We start from the raw sequence: 19,339 nt of genomic DNA, 5'->3' as shown, positions 1-19,339 counted from the left end.
AGCCGCACTACCGGGCACGGTGGGACACAGCTATCGGAGGCTGTCCCAGTCGATTTCCGGATCCTCGACGACCTCGACCACGGACGGCCGGTCGAGGCGCTGCCCGTTCATGTGACCGGCAACCCAGCTGATGCACTCAGGTCGATTCCCCGAACGCAGTCGACAGAATTCCTCCACCGCAGCCCGAATTCGGGAGGCCGGCAGAGTACTGGCCGGGTCATGGAAGAGCGGATACCCAGGATCCGACACAACGCGTGGATCGAAATCAAGAGGTTCGGGATTGTCGGAAATCCAAACAGAATCATAAACCCCTCCCTCTTTAGGGAATTTCTCGTCAACGAACCAGACTAGAGCCCCATATCCATGGTCTCGATTGATCGCCACGCGCAGATTGCTCGCCGCCACCGGGTCGGTTTCGCTATGCCGTCGATCAGCAATGCAGAACCAGGCATCTTCGCCGGGATAGTAGGAGCCCTCGGCTTCCTTTTCCGCCTGCAAGCCCCCCATGACTTCGGCGACAAGCCGTGACGTCTCGACCGGACTCTCGGCGTAGCGCCACTCACCCTTGAAAAATACGCTCAGAAACACGGCCCCTCACTTTCCTGATCATCCCCGCGCCCGGCCATGGAGCGTGACGCTCTGCATGCTGCCCGCTGCGCCTCTGAACCAGACCGTCATGCTCGAACCTTGGGGCAGGATCGCCGGAACCGCTGACGAGCACGAGAACCTTCCCGTGCACGGTCCGCCAGAGTGGTTGATTACGACATTTAGACCGTGTCCTACGTGGTGAGGCGGACGAGCCGCTTGTAGCAGCACAGGGTGGCGGCGAGTCCGAGAAAGGCCAGGTAGTTGCGGGGATCTCGCTCGTAGCGAGGACTCAGGCGGCGGTAGCCGGACAGCCAGGACATCGTCCGCTCGATGACCCAGCGGCGACGCCCTAATCGTTCGCTGGACTCGATGCCCTTGCGGGCGATGCGCACGCCGATCCGCTTGCCCCGGAGCCATCTGCGCAGGTCGGCCCGGTCGTAGGCTTTGTCCGCATGCAGGCGCTGGGGCTTGAAGTACCGGCCGCGGTAGGGGTCGTGTCTCGTTTGGTGACCCTCCACCATCGGCTTCAGACCTTCGCTGTCGTGGATGTTGCCGGCCGAGACGCCGACGAGGAGGGGCAGTCCGTTCGTGTCCGACAGGATGTGCATCTTGGAACCCGGCTTGCCCCGATCCACGGGGCTCGGACCTGTGTGTTCGCCCCCTTTTTCGCCCTCACGTGGGCGGTGTCGAGCACGACGCGGGTGACGTCGAGGAGGCCGGCGTCGTCGAGCCGATGCAGCACGGCCTCGTGCAACCGCCCCCAGACACCGGCTCTCGACCAGATCAGGAACCGCCGATGGGCGGTCGACTTCGAGACGCCGAAGCAGGGCGGCAACGCACGCCAGGCGCAGCCGGACACCAGGACGTAGATGATCGCGGCGAACAGCGTCTCATCAGGCGTGTCCTGTGTTCCGCCGCCCTGCGGCCGCACCTTCGACGGCGGGATCAGCGGCTTCGCGATCTCCCACAACCCGTCCGGAACAATCCAACTCCACGTACCCCGCCCCATGAACGAAACAACGACGCCTCACCACGTAGGACACGGTCTTAGTGACGTTACGCCAGCCTGTCGCATACGCCAAGCAAGCTTGGTCTCCACGTGAGTGATTGACGCATGAGGCCCACTCGCCGGATTCGCTATGTCCGGTGAATCCATGAGGAACTGGTTGATGTCGTCCGAAGAGGAAGAGTGCCCGCTCTTGAACGGAGCCCCCACCCTGGACGCGCCCGAGTCGCCGATATTCACGACCTGCCCGACCGTGGGGTCACCACTCGCGCGCGCCGGAAGCCCGTCAGCAACACCGCCGACATTGCAGTTGTGGACGAGGACCGGCGTGGGTCCCGCCTGCACGTAGTACGTGTGGGTGTCGCCGACGGTGAGGTTGTGGACGGTGGTGCCCGGTGTCGTCCAGCGTTCGATCGCGGTGATCTGGACGTGCGTGCCGGCGCTCGTTTGGAGCCACTGGCCGGGCTGGAGGTCGGTGGCGTCGAGCCATTGGCCGAGTTCGGGGACCCAGAAGGGGTGGCCGTCGGTCGCGGTGACCTCGGCCGTCTTCTCGCCCTTGTCGCCGTCGGTGTCGATGACGACCTTGACCAGGTGCTTGAGGCCCTTGCCCTTGATCTCGGCGGTGACCGTCTCGATGCGGGTTTCACCGGTCTCGGGGTCGGTGGCGACGACCTTGTCGCCGACTTCGACCTCCTCGATCGGTTTGGACGACCCGTCCGCCATGAGGACCTTGGTGCCGGGGACGAAGCTGTTGGCGACGTCGCAGGATTCTCCGCCACCTCCGTCGGCCTTGCCCGAGTCGCCGCTTTCGCTGCTGCCGCCCTTGCTGCGGGAGGAGCCGCCCGAGTCGCCGCCCGGCTTGGAACCGCCGCTCTTCGAGCCGCCTCCGGAGCCCTTGCTCACCGAGGACGCCTTCGGGGCCGCCTTGGCCTGGGCCTGTTTCTGGACGGGGTTACCGGTCTTCTTGGTCTGCGCGACCGCCTTGTCGGAGGTTCGTTTCGCCTGCTCCGCCGCCTTCTTCTTGGCGCGTTGCGCGGCCTCCTTCTTGGCCTTCTCGATCGCGGCCTTCTTGGCCTTCAGCGCCGCCGTCTCGGCCGCCTTCGCGGCCCTGAGTACCGCCTCGGCCGCCTTCTTCGCCTTACGGAAGGCCTGGATCGCGTCGATCGTGCGGTCGATGGCCTTCAAAACGCCGGGGATCTTGCCCGCCTTGAACCACGGGATCGCACCCAGGACCATCCCGGCGCACGACCACATGTCACCGCCGAAGCAGGCCATCGCGTCGTTGATGCCGATGAAGTCCTTCAGCGTGGACCACGCCGCGCCGAGAATCACCGAGGACAGCGACTTGCCCATGGTGGCCTGCGCCTGCGCGACCTGCGCCGCGGACAGACCCGCGCCCGCCAGGGCCGCCGCCCGCTCCGAGGCGGTCAGACTGATGGCCAGACCCGTCGGGTCGGACATCGTCACCGGGTTGTTGTGCGCATAGGCGTACCCGTTGGACTGCAGCAGGTCGTTCAGATCCAGCACCGGGTCGGCCGACAGGAAACGCCCCACCACCGGGTCGTACAGACGCGCCCCCAGCGGCTGATAACCGGAGGAGTCGTCACGCGTGGCACCCAGGAACCCGGTATGGGCCTGCAGGTTGGCACCGGTCTCACCCGCACCCCGCTGGTTGCCGACGCCCGGTGATGTCGGGTCGGCGGCAAGGGCGTTGACGCCTAGGGGAGTCGGTGCGGATGATCCGGGCCATGGCGACGACGAACCCGATCCCCCGTTTCCCGGCCGGTTTCCTGTGGGGTGTGTCGACCTCGGCGCACCAGATCGAGGGGGCCGTCGACGCGCGCGAACCGTCGGTGTGGGATGTGTTCACGGCCCAGCCGGGGAAGGTGCGGGACGGTTCGACGGCGGCGGTGGCCTGCGACCACGTCCACCGCCACCGCGAGGACGTGGCGCTGCTCGCGGGCCTCGGCGTGGACGCGTACCGCTTCTCGGTGTCCTGGCCGCGGGTGCGGGCCGAGGGCGGCCTCGACTTCTACGACCGGCTGGTCGACGACCTGCTGGCGGCGGGGGTGCGGCCGGTGCCGACGCTGTTCCACTGGGACCTGCCGGCGGACCTGGACTGGCTGGAGCGGGACACGGCGGAGCGGTTCGCGGAGCATGTGGCGCGGGTCGCCGCGCGCCTCGGGGACCGGGTGACGAAGTGGATCACGCTGAACGAGCCCGCCGAACACACGCTGCTGGGTCATGCGCTGGGCGTGCACGCGCCGGGCCGGAGGCTGCTGTTCGACGCGCTGCCGGTGGCTCACCACCAGTTGCTGGCGCACGGTCTGGCGGTGCGGGCGCTGCGCGCGTCCGGGGCGTCCGACATCGGCATCGCGAACTCCCACGGCCCGACGTGGCCGGCCTCGGACGACGAGGCGGACGTGGCGGCGGCGGACTTCTACGACACGCTGCTCAACCGGCTGTTCGCCGACCCGCTGCTGCTCGGCCGCTACCCGGAGGGCATCGGGGAGCTGATGCCGGGAGACGTCGAGGCGGACCTGAAGATCATCGCGGAGCCGCTCGACTGGTACGGGATCAACTACTACGCGCCGACGCGGGTGGGTGCGCTGCAGGGCGCGGAGATCGAGTTCGGCGGGGTCCGGATACCTGCCGAACTGCCCTTCTCCGTACGGGAGATCGAGGGATACCCGGTGACGGACTTCGGCTGGCCGGTGGTCCCGGAGGCGCTGACCGAGCTGCTCACGCTGTTCCATGGTCGGTACGGCGACCGCCTCCCCCCGGTCGTCGTCACGGAGAACGGCTGCGCGTACGAGGGCCTGGACGACTCCGACCGCATCACCTACCTGGACGGTCACGTCCGCGCGCTGTACCGGGCGGTGGAGGCGGGGGTGGACGTCCGCGGCTACTTCGTGTGGTCGCTGCTGGACAACTTCGAGTGGGCGGAGGGGTACGGCCGCCGCTTCGGTCTGGTCCACGTGGACTTCGACACGCAGCGGCGGACGCCGAAGGCGTCGTACGACTGGTACCGCGCGCTGCTGCGGCAGCAGCACGGGTGCCGGCGGGGCGCCTAGAAGCCGAGGCGGCGCAGCTGCTTGGGATCCCGCTGCCAGTCCTTGGCGACCTTCACATGGAGGTCGAGGAAGACGGGGGTCCCGAGGAGCGCCTCGATCTGCTTACGCGACTTGATGCCGACGTCCTTCAGACGCTTGCCCTTGGGGCCGATGACGATGCCCTTCTGGCTGGAGCGCTCGATGTAGAGGTTGGCGTGGATGTCGAGCAGCGGCTTGTCGGCGGGGCGGTTCTCGCGAGGCAGCATCTCCTCGACGACCACGGCGATGGAGTGCGGCAGCTCGTCGCGCACGCCCTCCAGGGCGGCCTCGCGGATCAGCTCGGCGACCATGACCTGCTCGGGTTCGTCGGTGAGATCGCCCTCGGGGTAGAGCGCGGGGCCCTCCGGCATGAGCGGGATCAGCAGGTCGGCGAGCAGGTCGACCTGCTGCCCGGCCGTCGCCGACACGGGGACGATCTCCTGCCAGGAGATGCCCAGCTCCTTGCCGAGCTGGTCGACGGCGATGAGCTGCTCGGCGAGGGCCTTGCTGTCGACGAGGTCGGTCTTGGTGACGACGGCGATCTTGGGGGTCTTCTTGATCCCGGCGAGCTCCTTGGCGATGAAGCGGTCGCCGGGGCCGATCTTCTGGTCGGCGGGCAGACAGAACCCGATCACGTCGACCTCGGCCCAGGTGGTCCGCACGACGTCGTTCAGCCGTTCCCCCAGCAGGGTCCGCGGCTTGTGCAGCCCAGGGGTGTCGACCAGCACGAGCTGCGCGTCCGGCCGGTGCACGATGCCGCGCACGGTGTGCCGAGTGGTCTGCGGCCGGTTCGAGGTGATCGCCACCTTCTGCCCGACCAGAGCGTTCGTGAGGGTGGACTTGCCCGCGTTGGGCCGGCCCACGAAGCAGGCGAAACCGGCCCGGTGAACGGCGTCGGCCGGCTGCTCGGATGACTGGGTACGAACACTCATGCCGCCCATTCTCCCTGATCGCCGGCGCGGCTCGGACCAAGGCGGGCCCGGGTCGCCCACGAGGGGAGACCCGGGCCCGCCGGGAACGTCGCCGCAGCCGTCAGCCGAAGGCCTTGATCTGGTTCCAGTCCACGTTCAGGACCACCTTCACCGGGGAGCCGGTGTTGGTCCGGGTCGGGTTGTAGATACGGGTCGCGCCGTCGGTCCGCAGGCGCGCCCAGATGTCCGGGATGCCATCACCGCTGACGTCGGGGATGCCGAGGGCGGTCGGGACATTGGTGTCGGTCCAGCTGGTGCCGTAGGCCACGTCGCCGTTGAGCGCGTTGGCGGCCAGTTTCAGCGAGTCGAGGTCGACGCTGCCGCTGATGGGGCCGGGTCGCCCGTGCCGGACGTACATGTTGCCGTTGTCCAGATTGCGCCACAGCAGGTCGGGCGTCTTGTCGCCGTTGATGTCGGCGACGTTGACGATCTCGCGCCGGGCCCAGGCGTCGGAATTCATCAGCGTGGCCTCCCGGAAGGTGCCTCCGGTGTATCCGGACAGCGTCCAGAACTCCGCGCCGGCCCGCAGCACCAGATCGGGGTGGCCGTCGCCGGTGATGTCGCCGACCGCCTTGATCTGCGTCCAGGTCGAGGGGGCGGGGGCGTTCGAGGGCAGCCGGATCGCGATCCGCTCGCCGACGTGGAAGCTGCCGTAGCCGTCACCGGGGTACAGCCACGCCCTGCCGTCCGGGGTGACCGCGAAGAGGTCGGTGGTGCCGTCGCCCGGGAAGGCGTCGGCGAAGTGGGTGATCAGTGCCGCCTTGCCGGTGGACGGGTCGAACCAGTGGTTCGCGGGGTGCAGCTTCGTCTGCCCGGTCCGGCTGTCCTTGGTGTACGCGGCGCCGAGGCAGCCGTACAGCTCGCCGCCCTCGCTGCCGACGCAGTTCATCAGCTTGCCGGCCGCGTCCACGATGAGCAGGTCGGGGATGCCGTCACCCGTGGTGTCCCAGGGCTTGTCGGCCTCGTCCCTGGGCGGGACGTAGAAGGCGTAGTCGGTGCGTACGCTCTGGTTGCCCGTGGCGTCGTAGGCGTGGACCAGCAGCCAGTTGGGTCCCGCGTGGGCGGGTGCCAGGGTGATGGTCGCCCGGCCGCTGGACGCCGGCGCCTCGAACCACTGCAGGCCCTCGATGGTGTAGCGGAACCTCGTCGCGCCCGACGAGGCGAGGGTCACTTTCCCGCTGGTGCCGAAGGGGGCCTTCGCCCAGGTCAGGCCGTCGGACGTGGCCTGGGGGAAGTCCTCGCTCTCGATCTCGGGCTGCGGCGGGGCGGTGGCGTCGATGGTGATCCGGCAGGGTTCACTGCCCGGCGGGTAATAGGAGGACGCCGCGTTCTCGGTGTCCACGGCGCGTACGTCCCATGAGTAGGTCGCCTTGTCCTCCAGGGGGAAGGTGACGGGCATCTGCACCGTGGCGGTGCCGCTGGAGTTCGGCTTGGCGATCTTGGCGGCCGGGACCGTCCCGCCCACCTTCCAGAAGCGGAACTGCAGCTCACGCAGGTTGCCGTCGGCGTCCTTCGCGTTCGCCGACAGGGTGATGTTCGTCTTGCCGATGGTCACGCCCGCGCCGGGGCCGGGCTTGCAGGCGCCGCCGGGTGTGGACTTGCCGCCGGTCGGCTCGTTCGGCTTGCGGTTGTGGGTCACGCTCAGCGTGGCGGAGTTCGCCCTGAACTTACGCCAGGTGTGGGTGTCGGTCTCGGTGGTGGCGCGCATGCCGAAGGTGATGGTGGACCAGCCGGCGTTCGCTCCCTTCTGGGCGGCCGCCGTCACGTCGAAGCGCTCGTAATCGTCGGGGCAGGAACTGGAGTAGCCGTGTGCGAAGGACAGTTCATCGACCTTGCTGCTCCAGGCCGGCTGCTTGTTCCACGTCGTGCCCGAGGAGATCGCCCCGGTCAGCCAGAACTGGAACTGCCGTTTGGTGCAGGACCAGGAGTGGTTGTTGAGCACCTTGAACTTCGCGTCGGAGACCGTCGTGCCCTTCAGACTGCTGTCGAACTCCATGCGCCAGAAGGAGCGGGCGGTGCCGTTCGTGTCGTCCTCGTGGCCGACACGGGCGTCGGAGGTGCCGGAGCTGAAGTTGGTGCCGTTCCAGAAGCTGCTGTTCGGGTACGGCTTGTACGCCACCGTCCAGGCCTTCCACCGCGGGTTGATGGTGGGGTCGACGAACACCGGGAAGCGGGTGTCCGCGCCGGACAGCAGCCCGGTCCTCCCCAGCCCCAGGTCGATGCGGGCCTCGCCGGTGCCGTCGCCCAGGAGCCGCATCGGCATCCGGTCCTGGCGCGCGCCCGGCTCGATGCCGCTGAGGCCGGACAGTTTCAACACGTCGGCCGACGTGGCGACAGAGGTGCGCGGCGCCTCGCCGGGCTCGGCCTCGGGGTCGCGGCCGGATGAGTCCCAGCCGAACGGCGTGGGTACGGCGCCCACCTCGCGGCCCGCCCCGTCGAGGATCGAGACGTGGCTGGAGCCGTCGCTGTAGTGGAACGTGGCAGTCTCCGACCGCAGTCCGTACGACACCTTGGCCAGCGCCTCGTTCTGTGCGGCCTCGCGCGTCTTGACGATCAGCAGTTGGGCGAAGCCGCCCTCCTCGCGCGCGACCAGCAGCAGGTCGACGCCCGGGAGCACCTCCGGGTACAGCGCCCGGGGCCCGTCGAGCACCGGCTCGGGCAGAACGCCCGGCCAGGTGTAGGAGACGGTGTGCCCGTCGAGGACCGTCTCGGCCAGGACCGTTTCCCCGGCTCCGGTCCCGTCGGCCATCGGCAGGCGGGTGTAGGAGCGGTCAGCGCGGTCCTTCCCGCCCGGTATGCCGCTGAAGAAGCGCACCGGCACCGGGGGGTTGACCGGGCGGACGCCCAGGCCGCCGCCGGTGCGCCGGAGCCGGTTGTTGACCGGCGCCCACTGTCCCTCGGCGTTCTTCGCCCGCTTGGGGAACGCGGTCATGTCGGTGCGCAGCTTGCCGTCCGGCAGCGCCCAGGTCTGCGAGGTGGCGGTGGTCGCCGTGTCGACGAGGACGGGTTTGCGGCTGCTGCGCGCCTCGGCGGAAGCGGCGGTCTCGTCGCGGGGGCCGGTGGCGGCCGGCTTCGCGTCCGTCGTGCCCTCCGCGCGGGGCGCCGACGTGTCGTCGGGGAGCCACCACGGCAGGAGGGCGGCGGTCAGGGCGGCCAGGACGAGGCCGAGGGTGAGGCTCAGCCGGGTGCGCGTGCGCACGAACGGGCTGAGGAGGCGAGGCGGCGCGGACACGGCGGCGGTCACTCCCGTGTGGACCAGGCGGACAGGGCAGCACGGACAGCCCCGGGACGCTGGTCACGGGGCACGGGCGCGCAAACGATCACACGATGCGCACAGTACGTCCACCCGTGAAGAAGTTATGACTTTGTGATGACCTTTCTGTGTCTGCACGGGATCGGCTGACGCCAGGTCAGAAGTGCGGCATTTGATCACCGCTTGTGCGTCGATGCGTGTGGGTCCCTGGAGATTCGCCCGGAGCTCGCAGTTAGGCAGGGTCTGACACCTGTTCAACCGTGATGCAGCTCACAACAATTGACGCAGCACGACGAGGTCGCTGTTGATGCGTGAGGGGCCCATGACGGAGGGTGCGGACACATTCGTATCGCCTGGGTGGGAGTCGACGCGCATGCGTGCTCAAGGTCCCCTGTCCTGGCCGTGGCACAGACGCCCGGCCTCGACGGAGTCACAGCGACGGCGTCGCCGGCAAGGCCGTGCGGCGACCGTCCTCTTGTTGTCCTCGGCGCTGATGGTCACCAGCCTCAGCGCGGAGGCATGGGCCGTCCCCGGCCCGGGCATGGACCGCGGATCGGTCGACCTCCCGGAGCTGCCGGAGATCACGCCGGTAGACGGTGACGAAGAGGCCGAGAAGAACCTCACCACCGCTCCCGAGGTCCCCGTCGACCCGTACGAGCCGACCGCGGTCACCCCTTGGCAGGAGGACACCGGCACGGCGACCCTGACCGGTGACGCCGAGCCGGGCAGCACCGTCCCTGTCACCAACGGCCTGCCCGTGGCGCTCGGAGTGCCCGAGGGCACCGACCCCGCCGCGATCGCCGGTGAGTGGACGGTCGACCTGGCGGGACCGTCCGTGTCCCAGGAAGCCGGCGTCGCGGGCCTCATCATGGAGGTCACCCCGCCGGCCACGGCCGACCCGGAGGCGCAGGTCGCGATCGCGGTCGACACCACCTCCTTCGCGGACCTCTACGGCCCCCAGGCGGCCGACCGCTTCGGCCTCGTGCTCCTGCCCGACTGCGTCCTCACCCCGGACGAGGGCGAGTGCGCGGACGACAGCGGGACGCAGACCATGTCGGCGCAGGCCGACGCGGCGGGCCCCGAGCAGCTGCGCAGCACGGTGGAGAAGGTTCCGGCGAAGGAGGCGCCCACCGACGCCGAGGCGCCCAAGAACGCCACCACCCACACGATCGTGACCGGCTCCGTCCCGGTCGCCGAACTGCTCGACGGCACGGCCGGCAGTCCCACGACCGCGTCCGGCGCCTCGGCCCGTACCGCCTCCGCCCGCACCGACGTCGTGCAGGCGGCCGACTCCGTCGGCTCCCGGGTCATCGGCGCCATGGACACCGGCGCATCGGCCGCCGGTGACTTCACGGCGACCCCGCTGCTGTCCGCGGGTTCCTGGTCGGCGGGCGCCTCCTCGGGCGCCTTCACCTACGCGTACCAGGTACCCGTCCCGGAGACCGCGGGCGGCCCTATGCCGCGGATCGCCCTCAGTTACTCCTCGCAGACCGTCGACGGACGCACCTCCGCCACCAACAACCAGGCGTCCTGGATCGGCGACGGCTGGGACTACAACCCGGGCTCCATCACCCGCACCTACGCCAACTGCCGCCAGGACTCCAAGAAGGCCGGGTCGAACAACGCCACCCATCGCACGGCGGACTTGTGCTGGGGTTCCGAGAACGCCACTCTCTCGCTCGGCGGCATGACCACCGAGTTGGTATGGGACAAGGACCAGGGCACATGGTTCACCGCCAACGGTGACGGCTCCAAGATCGAGCGCATCGAGGACCCCGCCACCCAGAACCGTGCCAGGAACGGCGAGTACTGGGTCGTCACCACCCGCGACGGCACCCGCTACCACTTCGGGCTGAACAAGCTGCCGGGTCACACGCAGGACAAGCCGGTCACCGACTCGGTGCTGACCGTCCCGGTGTACGGCAACCACCCGGGTGAGGACTGCTACAAAGCTGGTGACTGGGCCGGTTCCGGGTGCACGCAGGCGTGGCGCTGGAACCTCGACTACGTCGAGGACGTCCACGGCAACGCCATGTCCCTGTGGTGGAAGAGCGACCAGAACTACTACGCCCGCAACTTCAACTTCAAGGCCCCCGTCGTCTACGACCGCGACGGGTACTTGACCCGCATCGACTACGGCCAGCGCAAGGACAACATCTTCTCCGCGCCCGCCCCGGCGCGCGTCACCTTCAAGGTCGAGGACCGCTGCTTCGCCGAGGGCTCGCTGACCTGCTCCGAGGAGAACTTCACCGACAAGGACCCCAGCAAGTACCGCATCTGGTACGACACCCCGGCCGACCTGCGGTGCGAGGCCGGAAAGAAGTGCTGGAACGCCGGACCCACGTTCTGGTCCCGCAAGCTCCTCACCGAGATCCAGACCTCCGCCCAGCGGCGCACCGACACCGACGCCCGCCAGGTCGTGGACCGGTACACGCTGAAGCAGAGCTTCCCTGTCCTGCGCACCGGCCCCAACACCGCCCTGTGGCTGGAGTCGATCCAGCGCACCGGGTACGCCCGCAACGGCTCCACCGATGAGAGCGTCACCCTGAACGCGGTGCGGTTCGAGCCGAACATGGACGACATGCCCAACCGGGTCATGCGTCCCGACGACCCGCGTCCCGGCTTCTCCCGCCTGCGCGTCGCGCGCGTCATCAACGAGTACGGCGGCGAGACCGTCGTCACCTACAAGGCCCCCACCGGAGACTGCGCCACCGGCACCGGACTACCCGGCAAGAAGGACACCGCCGCGCTGAAGGCCAACACGCGGCTGTGCTATCCGCAGTTCTGGCACCCCGACCCCGAGGTCGAGGACATCGACTGGTTCCACAAGTACGTCGTGGAGTCCATCGAGGAACTGCCCAACGTCGACGGCGCCTTCTCCACCCGTACCGCCTACACGTACAGGAACGCCGGATGGAAGCTCGCCGAGGCGGAGTTCACCAAGAAGTCCACCCGCACCTGGTCACAATTCGCGGGCTTCGAGCAGACCACGGTCATCACCGGCACGGACGAGCCGGCCGTCGGCAGTACGCACTCCAAGGCCGTCACCCGCTACTTCCGGGGCATGGGCGACGACGTGCCGGTGAAGGACATCACCGGCACGGAGATCGCCAAGGACCGTGAGCCCTTCGCCGGCCGCATCGCCGAGGAACTGACGTACACGAGCGCCGCGGACGCCGACACCGACTGGCTGTCCCGCAGCGTCACCGTGCCCGCCGCCACCGAGCTCGGCCGCCGCGACCGCGGCGACGGGCTGAGCCCCCTGATCGCCTGGCGGGTCACCGAGCCCGAGGAGATCGCGTACACCAAGTCCTCCGGCACCGGCGACGACACCCGCACACAGCGCGTCGTCCGGACGAGGACCACGTTCGAGGCGACCCACGGTCTGCCCACCCTCGTGGAGTCGCTGGGCGACACCGGCCGGTCGGGCGACGAGTCCTGCACCAAGCTGGATTACCTGCACCATCCCGGCAAGAACCTCATCGGCCTGACCAAGCAGGCCTTGGTCTCGCCCACCACCTGCGCGGACGCCGACTTCGGCGACCTGTCCACGCTGAGCGGCGGCACCCGCACCGCGTACGACCACACGTCCTACGGGGCCGCGCTCGGCGACTCGACCCGCGGTCTGGCCACCAAGACCTGGTCGCTCAACGGCGACGGCACCGGCTTCCAGGTCGACGGCGGTTCGAAGTTCGACGCGATCGGCCGCGTGGTGGAGCAGAGCGACGCCGACGGCAACTCGGGCACCATCGAGTACTTCCCGGTCACCGGCCAGGTGTTCCGGGTCACGGAGACCAACGCCAAGGGTCACAAGCAGACACAGGAACTGGAGCCCGGCCGCGCGACGGCTCTGAAGACGACGGACGCCAACGGCCATGTCAGCCAGGCGGAGTACGACCCGTTGGGCCGGCTCGTCAAGGCGTGGGGCCCCGGTCGCACGCCGTCCCCCTCCGCCGTCCCGGACTTCCGGGCCGTTTACACGATCCCGAAGTACGACCCCGATGACACCGACCGCAAACCCCCGTACGTCACCACCTACACCCGCTCCAAGGACGACCGCGTCGAGACGTCCGTGGTCCTCTACGACGGGCTCGGCCGTGAGCGGCAGACGCAGGAGGAGGCCGACGGCGGCGGACACCTGATCACCGACACGCTTTACAACAGCTCGGGCGAGGTCTGGCAGACCAACAACGCCTATCTCACCCACGAGGCCAAGACCGGCGAACTGTTCACCCCGCTCGCCGACACGACGGTCCCGAACATCACCCGGTACAGCTACGACGGCCTCGGCCGCGTGGTGCAGGAGATGCCGTATCTGAAGGTCGAGGACCCGGAGACCCGCGAGTCCAGCTCCGAGCCGGTCCCCGCACGCGCCGTCCGCTACGAGTACGGCACCGACTGGTCGAAGGTGATCCAGCCCTCCGGTGCCTCCTCGTACCGCGTCTACACCGACGCGCTCGGCCGCACCTCCCGCGTCGACACCTTCAACTCCGAGGCGCCCGGCGGCTTCACGTCGATGCGCTACACCTACGACGGACACGGCCAGCTGGTGAAGGCGGTCAACTCCGCCGACACCGCCCACCCGTGGACGTGGACGTACGACCACCGCGGCCGGCAGGTGACCGCCACCGACCCGGACGCGGGCACCACGCGGACCACGTACGACCACCACGACCGGGTCCTTACCACCAGGAACGCCCGCGGTATCACCCTGTGGAACGGCTACGACGTGCTGTCCCGGCCGGTCGAGCAGCGCCTCGACGGTCCTGAGGGCAAACTGCTGGCCACCTTCGGCTACGACACGTCTCCGGGCGGCACGGGCATGCCCGCCACCGCCACCCGCTACACGGACGGCGCCGCCTACACGCAGACCGTCGACGGCTATACGAGGGATTACCAGCCGACGTCCACCACGCTGGCCCTCCCGCAGTCGCTGGCCGACACGTGGGGTTTCAAGGCCTCCTACAAGTACGCCTACACGTACGACGACACCGGCGCCCTCAAGGAGGCATCGCTCCCGGCGGTCGGCCGGTTCGACGCCGAGAAGCTCGTCGTCCGCTACAACCAGGACGGCAAGCCCCTGTCGGTCTCCGGAAAGGACTGGTACGGCGCCGATACGGTCTACGACGCCTACGGCCAGGTGCTGCGCTCCGCGCTGGGCGCCCACCCGTACCGGGTCTGGACGACGGCCTCGTTCGACGAGGGCAGCGGCGAGCTGAAGAGCCACGCCGTCTACCGCGAGCAGGCCGGTGACAAGACGCTCGTCGGCGGCCACCTCGTGTCCGAGCGGTCGTACACCTACGACCCGGCCGGCAACGTCACCTCCATCCGCGAGCACTCGGACGGCATCGCCGAGCGGCAGTGCTTCACCTACGATCCGCTGGGCCAGCTCAAGACGGCCTGGACCGCCAAGGAGCAGACCTCCTGCGCGGGCCCGGAGAACGGTGACGGCACGCTGAACGTGGCGGCCGGCAAGGACAACTCCGGCTACTGGCAGGAGTACGAGTACGACCTGCTCGGCAACCGCACCAAGCTGACCGAGAAGGACCTGGCCGGCACCACCGCCAAGGACGCCACGACCACGTACTCCTACGGCAGGGCCGACGACACCCAGCCGCACACGCTGACCAAGGTGTCGAAGACCTACACCACCCCTCAGGGGGCCCAGGTCAAGGCCGAGGCCGAGCGGCTCTACGAGCTGACCGGCGAGACGAAGTCCGTCACCTCCGTCGAGAACGGCGACAAGCAGGAGCTGACCTGGACCTACGACGGCAAGATCGACCGCATCAAGGGCCAGGGCGCGGGCGGCAAGACCCCGTACGTCGGACTGGCCGACAAGTGCCTGGACCTGAAGAGCGGCCACGCCGTCGCGGGCCAGCCGATCCAGCTGTACAGCTGCAACACCTCCGTGGCGCAGAGCTGGCGGTTCGCCGTCGCTCCGGGAGCGGCGCAGACCGACCCCGACCGGGGCACGCTGACCGTCTACGACGACTGGTGCGTGCAGCCCGCGTCGAACAGCGCCGGCGCGGCGGTCCAGCTGCAGAAGTGCGACGGCTCGTCGGCGCAGGAGCTGAAGCGGAACGCCTCCGCCCAGCTCATTCACGCCGCCTCCGGCCTGTGCCTGGCGGTTCAGGGCGGCAACTCCGCAAGCGCCACCCCGGTGGTCCTCACCACCTGTGACGCGAGCAAGCCCGAGCAGCAGTGGTCGCCGCAGAACGACACCCGCTACATCTACGGTCCTGACGGCGCGCAGCTGCTGACCATCAAGGGCAAGCAGGCCACGCTGCACCTGGGCGAGGCCGAGGTCACCGTCCAGCGCGGCGGCGTCCTGGTCAACACCCAGCGGACCTACTCCGCACCGGGCGGCGCGGTCATGCGGTACGCCTACGGCAACGGCTCCGACCAGCTGGTCGCTCTGGCCGGTGATCATCAGGGCAGCACGTATGCGGAGGTCGTGCTCGGCGGCAGCATGTCGGTGCGTATCCGCAAGCAGGACCCGTTCGGGAACCAGCGCGGTACCGACACGGTCGGCGCCAACATGCAGGCTCACACCGGGTTCCTGGGTGCCACGCGGGACGATTCCTCCGGCTACCAGCCGCTGGGGGCGCGTCTGTACGACCCGGTGGTCGGGCGTTTCCTGTCGGCCGACCCGGTGCTCGACCTGAACGACCTGCTGCAGTCCAACGGCTACGCCTACGCACACAACAACCCGGTGACGATGTCCGACCCGACGGGTCTGGCCATCAGCCTGACCGCCTCGGAGCGGGCCGCTGCCCTGGCGGGTGCGGGCCTGTCCGCGGCGCAGGTCGCGCAGGCGCAGGCCACCATGGGCAGATCGCTGTCCTCGGTCATCCTGGGCGCGGCGTGGAGCACGCTGAAGGACTTCATCGGCATCAACGACGCGATGGCCTGCTTCGGCGGTGACATGTGGTCGTGCGCCGGCATGGTTCTGGGTGCGATCCCGTGGTTCAAGGCGGGCAAGATCCCCGGCGTTTTGAAGGCCATCGACCGCACGATCGACGCGATCCAGGCCTTCCGTAAGGCGAAGAAGGCGGCCGAGGCGGTACTCAGGGCCGCGAAGGCGGCCGAGGCGGCGGCGCTGAAGGCCAAGAAGGCCGCGATCGAGAAGGCGAAGAAGGAGGCTGCGCAACGCGCCAAGAAGAAGGCGGCGGAGCAGGCGAAACGAACCTCCGACAAGGCGGTCGCGCAGACCAAGAAGACCGGTAACCCCGTCCAGAAACAGGCCCAGGCCAAGGCGGCCCCGAAGGCGTCCTCGGTGAGCAAGGGCTCCGGAGGCGGCTCGAAGAGCGGCGGTTCCAAGCCGGGCGGCGACTCGGGCGGCTCCTCCCGCAGCAAGGGCGGCAGCAGCGAAAGCGGCGACTCCGGCAAGGCCGACGGAGGTGGCGGAGAATCCTGCGACGTCGCCAACAGCTTCGTCCCCGGCACCAAGGTCCTGATGGCCGACGGGTCGTCCAAACCGATCGAGGAGGTCGAAGTCGGCGACAAGGTCGTCGCCACCGACCCCGAGACCGGAGAGACCCGCATCGAGACGGTCACCGCCGAGATCAAGGGCAAGGGCCTCAAGCACCTGGTCAAGGTCGTCATCGACACCGACGGCGACAAGGGCGAGAAGACGGCCGAGGTCACCGCGACCGACGGCCACCCCTTCTGGGTCCCCGAACTCGGCCAATGGCTCGACGCCACCGACCTCCAGCCCGGCCAGTGGCTCCAAACCAGCGCCGGCACGCACGTCCAGATCACCGCGATCGAACGCTGGACGACAACAGGCACCACCGTCCACAACCTCACCGTCGGCGACACCCACACGTACTACGTGCAGGCGGGACCCACGCCGGTCCTGGTGCACAATACGGGCTGCCCGACGTCTTATGCATTGTCACTGAAGACTGGGGGTCCGAAGGGTAGCGGCGCGAACCAGGCCTACCAGATTAGGCAGGTTGGCTCGACTGAATACCATGCCACGGGTGGCGGAACGCAAGTTTGGGCTGACGGTCTCGATATAAACACTTCCGAACTTTTGGATGCCAAGTACGTCGGCAAACCGGGGCGGAGCCCTTATGTGCCGGGCGGGAAGGTCCCAGAATTTATCCAAGCGCAGGTCGACGAAAAGATGAGCGATGAATTCGCACGGTATGCGGCGGTGATCAATGATCCTCGTAATCCATTGAAGGGATTGCGCGTCATCACCAACGAGCCGGGGGCTGTGCCATACTTCAGAGGCCTGATGCAACAGCATGGAATACCAGGCTCTGTCGTCTTGAGTCCATAGGAAGGAGCAGGTCAGTGACGTACCTAGCCGTCTTCGAGGATAAGAGCCGTGGGGTTCGTCGCGCAGATCTGATCGCGGCATTGGAACGCGACTGGCCGACCGCTGTGATCCTTGAGCGCCAAGGATCACAGAAGTCTAGGGACGTGGTTTGGTCCTACACGAACGATAGCCAGGAGCTTGAAGGCTACTCCCATGTGGACGGAACTTGCATTTACCTCGATTCCCCCCTTGCTTTGGCCGCTAGATTTGCACTCTGGTACCGAGGCTTGGTGCCCGCCGAAATTGACCTGGTGTTCTGTGATGACGGATACAGTTTCGACGGGAGCATTGAGGCGGGCATGAGCGTTGATGACGTGATCGCCATCGCCGCTGATTCCTGATATCCCCCCTTGCGTCGTTGTGAGAACGCAGGTTCGCTCTTCTGTCCAGAACTCAGAGGCCCCACCGGATCGCTTTCCGGTGGGGCCTTTGTGATGTCTGGACGGCAGTAACTGACGGCAACGTCATCGGACAGGTGATGCTCAGGGCGGCAATCCGTCACCGTCGTCGGGCCGGGCGACGGCCTAGACCGGGTTGCGTCGATCGGTGCTGAGAGGATCGCTGGCGTCGTGGTAAGGGCGACGCCGTACACGACACGGCGGTTGGTAACGCCGATGTGGAGATCTCCGCAGCGCTCTTTGATGACAACAAGTTGGAGGTCTCGTTCGAGAAGGAGAGTGGTGGCCGAATGTCTTAGGCCATGGAAGGAGACGCGGTGGAGCCTGGTGCCTCGACCACGGTAGGCAGTTCGGCCGGACGCAGCGCAGTGCCGGGGCGGGGACCGCCTCCGAAGTCGGGAAGCTGTGTTGGTGCCCCGTCAAGGTGTGCGGTGATGCGACGGTGGGTCAGGAGGGCGGGGTGACGTGGGCCAACCCCAGGAGCGGGAGCGGAACGTCGGTGGCCAGGCAAGCCCGGCCGTAGTTCCCAGTCAGTAGTGGCCCAACCAGCAAGACACCCGGCATCAGAAAGCGGCCTCTGGCCCATCCTCGGTTGCTCCTACACTTCACCCCGCCACCGCTCCGTCCTCGACAATTGGCGACTTCCTTCGATGATGCAGGCCAGGCGCCTGTACGGCGCCCGGCCCTGGTCGGCCAACTGGAAATCAGTCGAACACGAACGGCCCCGGTGCCTGCGGCCCCGTTGCCGTGCAGGTGATCGTGATGAAGCCGAAGGCCGTCACCTTGAGGGTGCCGCCGTAGGCCTCCAGGCTGTCGCCGGAGGCGACCGTGCCGGAGAGGGGGCCCACCTCGAGGGCGTCGCCCGTGGACATCGCCGGGTTCTTGGTGCCCTTGAAGGTGACCGTGCCGCCGTCCTCCTTCACCATCGTCAGCTCCGAGACCAGGGAGTCCTGGCCGAGGGAGACCGGCGCGGTGACCGACGAGGTGTGCAGCGTGATCGTCGCGGACGTGCCGCTCTGGGTGGCGGTGAGGGTGGCGTCACCGCCGCCGTAGCTGCCGCAGTCGGCGTTGACGGTCGCCGTTCCGGGGTCGACGGCGGCGGCGGTGGGGGCGAACGCCAGGCCGCAGACGGCCAGTGCGCCCGCGGCCAGGGACAGACCTGTTCCGAATCGCTTGCCTCTCATGGGATTCCGGCTCCCTTTCGTGTGGGGGGCAATTGGGGGTCCGGACCCGCTGCGTGTCCATTGATGCGCGGGAGGCGCCGCACGACAAGGTGGAGATCTGGCCTAATTACCGGAGGTAACAGCGGTGGGGTGCGAGCGGGCTCCTCAGCCCGCCGTGACCGTCTCCCGCACCGTGCCGTCCGGCCCGGCCACCAGCACCGGCGTCTCCGCCCCGCCCAGGTCCCGCACGGCCGCGCGGTCCTCGTCGGAGGCCGACTCCGCCTCCGTCACGACCGCCGCCGCCTCCAGCGACGTCGCGCCGGACGCCACCGCCATCGCCACCGCCGTGCGCAGCGCGCTGAGCTTCAGCGAGTCCAGGGCGACGGTGCCGGCGGCGTACGTCCGGCCGGTCTCGTCGCGTACGGCCGCGCCCTCGGGCACGCCGTTGCGGGCCCGGACGGAGCGGGCCAGGGTGACGATCTTGCGGTCCTCGGGATCGAGGTCGGGAGTCTCGGTCATGATCCGAGCATAAGGGGGCG

General features: G+C 68.5%; 10 protein-coding genes and 1 pseudogene. 3 read left to right on the top strand and 8 right to left on the bottom strand.

Features of this window, described 5'->3' with window-relative positions; genetic code table 11:
- Positions 1-30 precede the first annotated feature (30 nt).
- The 4 genes and pseudogenes from ACQY0Z_RS12875 to ACQY0Z_RS12860 all read right to left on the bottom strand — a co-directional run.
- Positions 31-588, bottom strand: a complete 558-nt coding sequence (locus ACQY0Z_RS12875) for an Imm1 family immunity protein (protein ID WP_381728955.1) — start codon at positions 586-588, stop codon at positions 31-33.
- A gap of 18 nt (positions 589-606) precedes the next feature.
- Positions 607-816 carry a DddA-like double-stranded DNA deaminase toxin gene (locus ACQY0Z_RS12870; RefSeq protein ID WP_369281103.1) on the bottom strand — a complete coding sequence of 70 codons (210 nt, stop codon included), beginning with the start codon at positions 814-816 and terminating at the stop codon, positions 607-609.
- Positions 780-1,597 (bottom strand): IS5 family transposase gene (locus ACQY0Z_RS12865; protein ID WP_086020240.1). Its coding sequence is split into 2 segments (ribosomal slippage): positions 780-1,255 and positions 1,255-1,597, totalling 819 coding nucleotides; the frame shifts between segments, so codons are not numbered across the junction. Before ACQY0Z_RS12865 ends, ACQY0Z_RS12870 begins: the two co-directional genes overlap by 37 nt.
- A gap of 18 nt (positions 1,598-1,615) precedes the next feature.
- Positions 1,616-3,271, bottom strand: a pseudogene (locus ACQY0Z_RS12860) (polymorphic toxin-type HINT domain-containing protein); the annotation flags it as partial.
- A 71-nt stretch (positions 3,272-3,342) separates the two neighbouring features.
- Here ACQY0Z_RS12860 and ACQY0Z_RS12855 point away from each other — a divergent pair.
- Entirely contained in the window at positions 3,343-4,668 is a 1,326-nt protein-coding gene (locus ACQY0Z_RS12855) for a GH1 family beta-glucosidase (protein WP_439812288.1), read from the top strand.
- Here the strand turns inward: ACQY0Z_RS12855 and era are convergent.
- Both era and ACQY0Z_RS12845 read right to left on the bottom strand, forming a co-directional pair.
- Positions 4,665-5,618 carry a GTPase Era gene (gene era / locus ACQY0Z_RS12850; RefSeq protein WP_019523160.1) on the bottom strand — a complete coding sequence of 318 codons (954 nt, stop codon included), beginning with the start codon at positions 5,616-5,618 and terminating at the stop codon, positions 4,665-4,667. The genes ACQY0Z_RS12855 and era overlap by 4 nt on opposite strands.
- Before the next feature lie 100 nt (positions 5,619-5,718).
- Positions 5,719-8,889, bottom strand: a complete 3,171-nt coding sequence (locus tag ACQY0Z_RS12845; protein WP_439812287.1) for an FG-GAP-like repeat-containing protein — start codon at positions 8,887-8,889, stop codon at positions 5,719-5,721.
- Positions 8,890-9,403: 514 nt separating this feature from the next.
- Here ACQY0Z_RS12845 and ACQY0Z_RS12840 point away from each other — a divergent pair.
- The gene (locus tag ACQY0Z_RS12840; protein ID WP_439813361.1) at positions 9,404-17,200 is read left to right on the top strand and encodes a ricin-type beta-trefoil lectin domain protein; all 7,797 of its coding nucleotides are present in this window, start codon (positions 9,404-9,406) and stop codon (positions 17,198-17,200) included.
- 14 nt (positions 17,201-17,214) lie between these two features.
- Positions 17,215-17,580, top strand: coding sequence for a hypothetical protein (locus ACQY0Z_RS12835; protein WP_122217226.1), 366 nt, complete (start codon positions 17,215-17,217; stop codon positions 17,578-17,580).
- A gap of 761 nt (positions 17,581-18,341) precedes the next feature.
- Here the strand turns inward: ACQY0Z_RS12835 and ACQY0Z_RS12830 are convergent.
- Both ACQY0Z_RS12830 and ACQY0Z_RS12825 read right to left on the bottom strand, forming a co-directional pair.
- Positions 18,342-18,821 (bottom strand): hypothetical protein, encoded by a 480-nt coding sequence (locus tag ACQY0Z_RS12830; protein WP_161107792.1) that lies wholly within the window; start codon positions 18,819-18,821, stop codon positions 18,342-18,344.
- A 144-nt stretch (positions 18,822-18,965) separates the two neighbouring features.
- The gene (locus ACQY0Z_RS12825) at positions 18,966-19,319 is read right to left on the bottom strand and encodes a cytidine deaminase (RefSeq protein ID WP_128126506.1); all 354 of its coding nucleotides are present in this window, start codon (positions 19,317-19,319) and stop codon (positions 18,966-18,968) included.
- Between the last annotated feature and the right edge of the window lie 20 nt (positions 19,320-19,339).

This window comes from Streptomyces sp. P9-2 (genome assembly GCF_051903975.1).
Lineage (GTDB): Bacteria > Actinomycetota > Actinomycetes > Streptomycetales > Streptomycetaceae > Streptomyces > Streptomyces cellulosae.
Note: the sequence above shows the minus strand (reverse complement) of the source record. Positions and strands in the feature narration are given on the sequence as shown.

Coding starts and splice junctions, on each gene's coding strand:
- ACQY0Z_RS12855 (WP_439812288.1), top strand. CDS start 3,343: ATGGCGACGACGAACCCGATCCCCCGTTTCCCGGCCGGTTTCCTGTGG.
- era (WP_019523160.1), bottom strand. CDS start 5,618: ATGAGTGTTCGTACCCAGTCATCCGAGCAGCCGGCCGACGCCGTTCAC.
- ACQY0Z_RS12840 (WP_439813361.1), top strand. CDS start 9,404: ATGGTCACCAGCCTCAGCGCGGAGGCATGGGCCGTCCCCGGCCCGGGC.
- ACQY0Z_RS12830 (WP_161107792.1), bottom strand. CDS start 18,821: ATGAGAGGCAAGCGATTCGGAACAGGTCTGTCCCTGGCCGCGGGCGCA.
- ACQY0Z_RS12825 (WP_128126506.1), bottom strand. CDS start 19,319: ATGACCGAGACTCCCGACCTCGATCCCGAGGACCGCAAGATCGTCACC.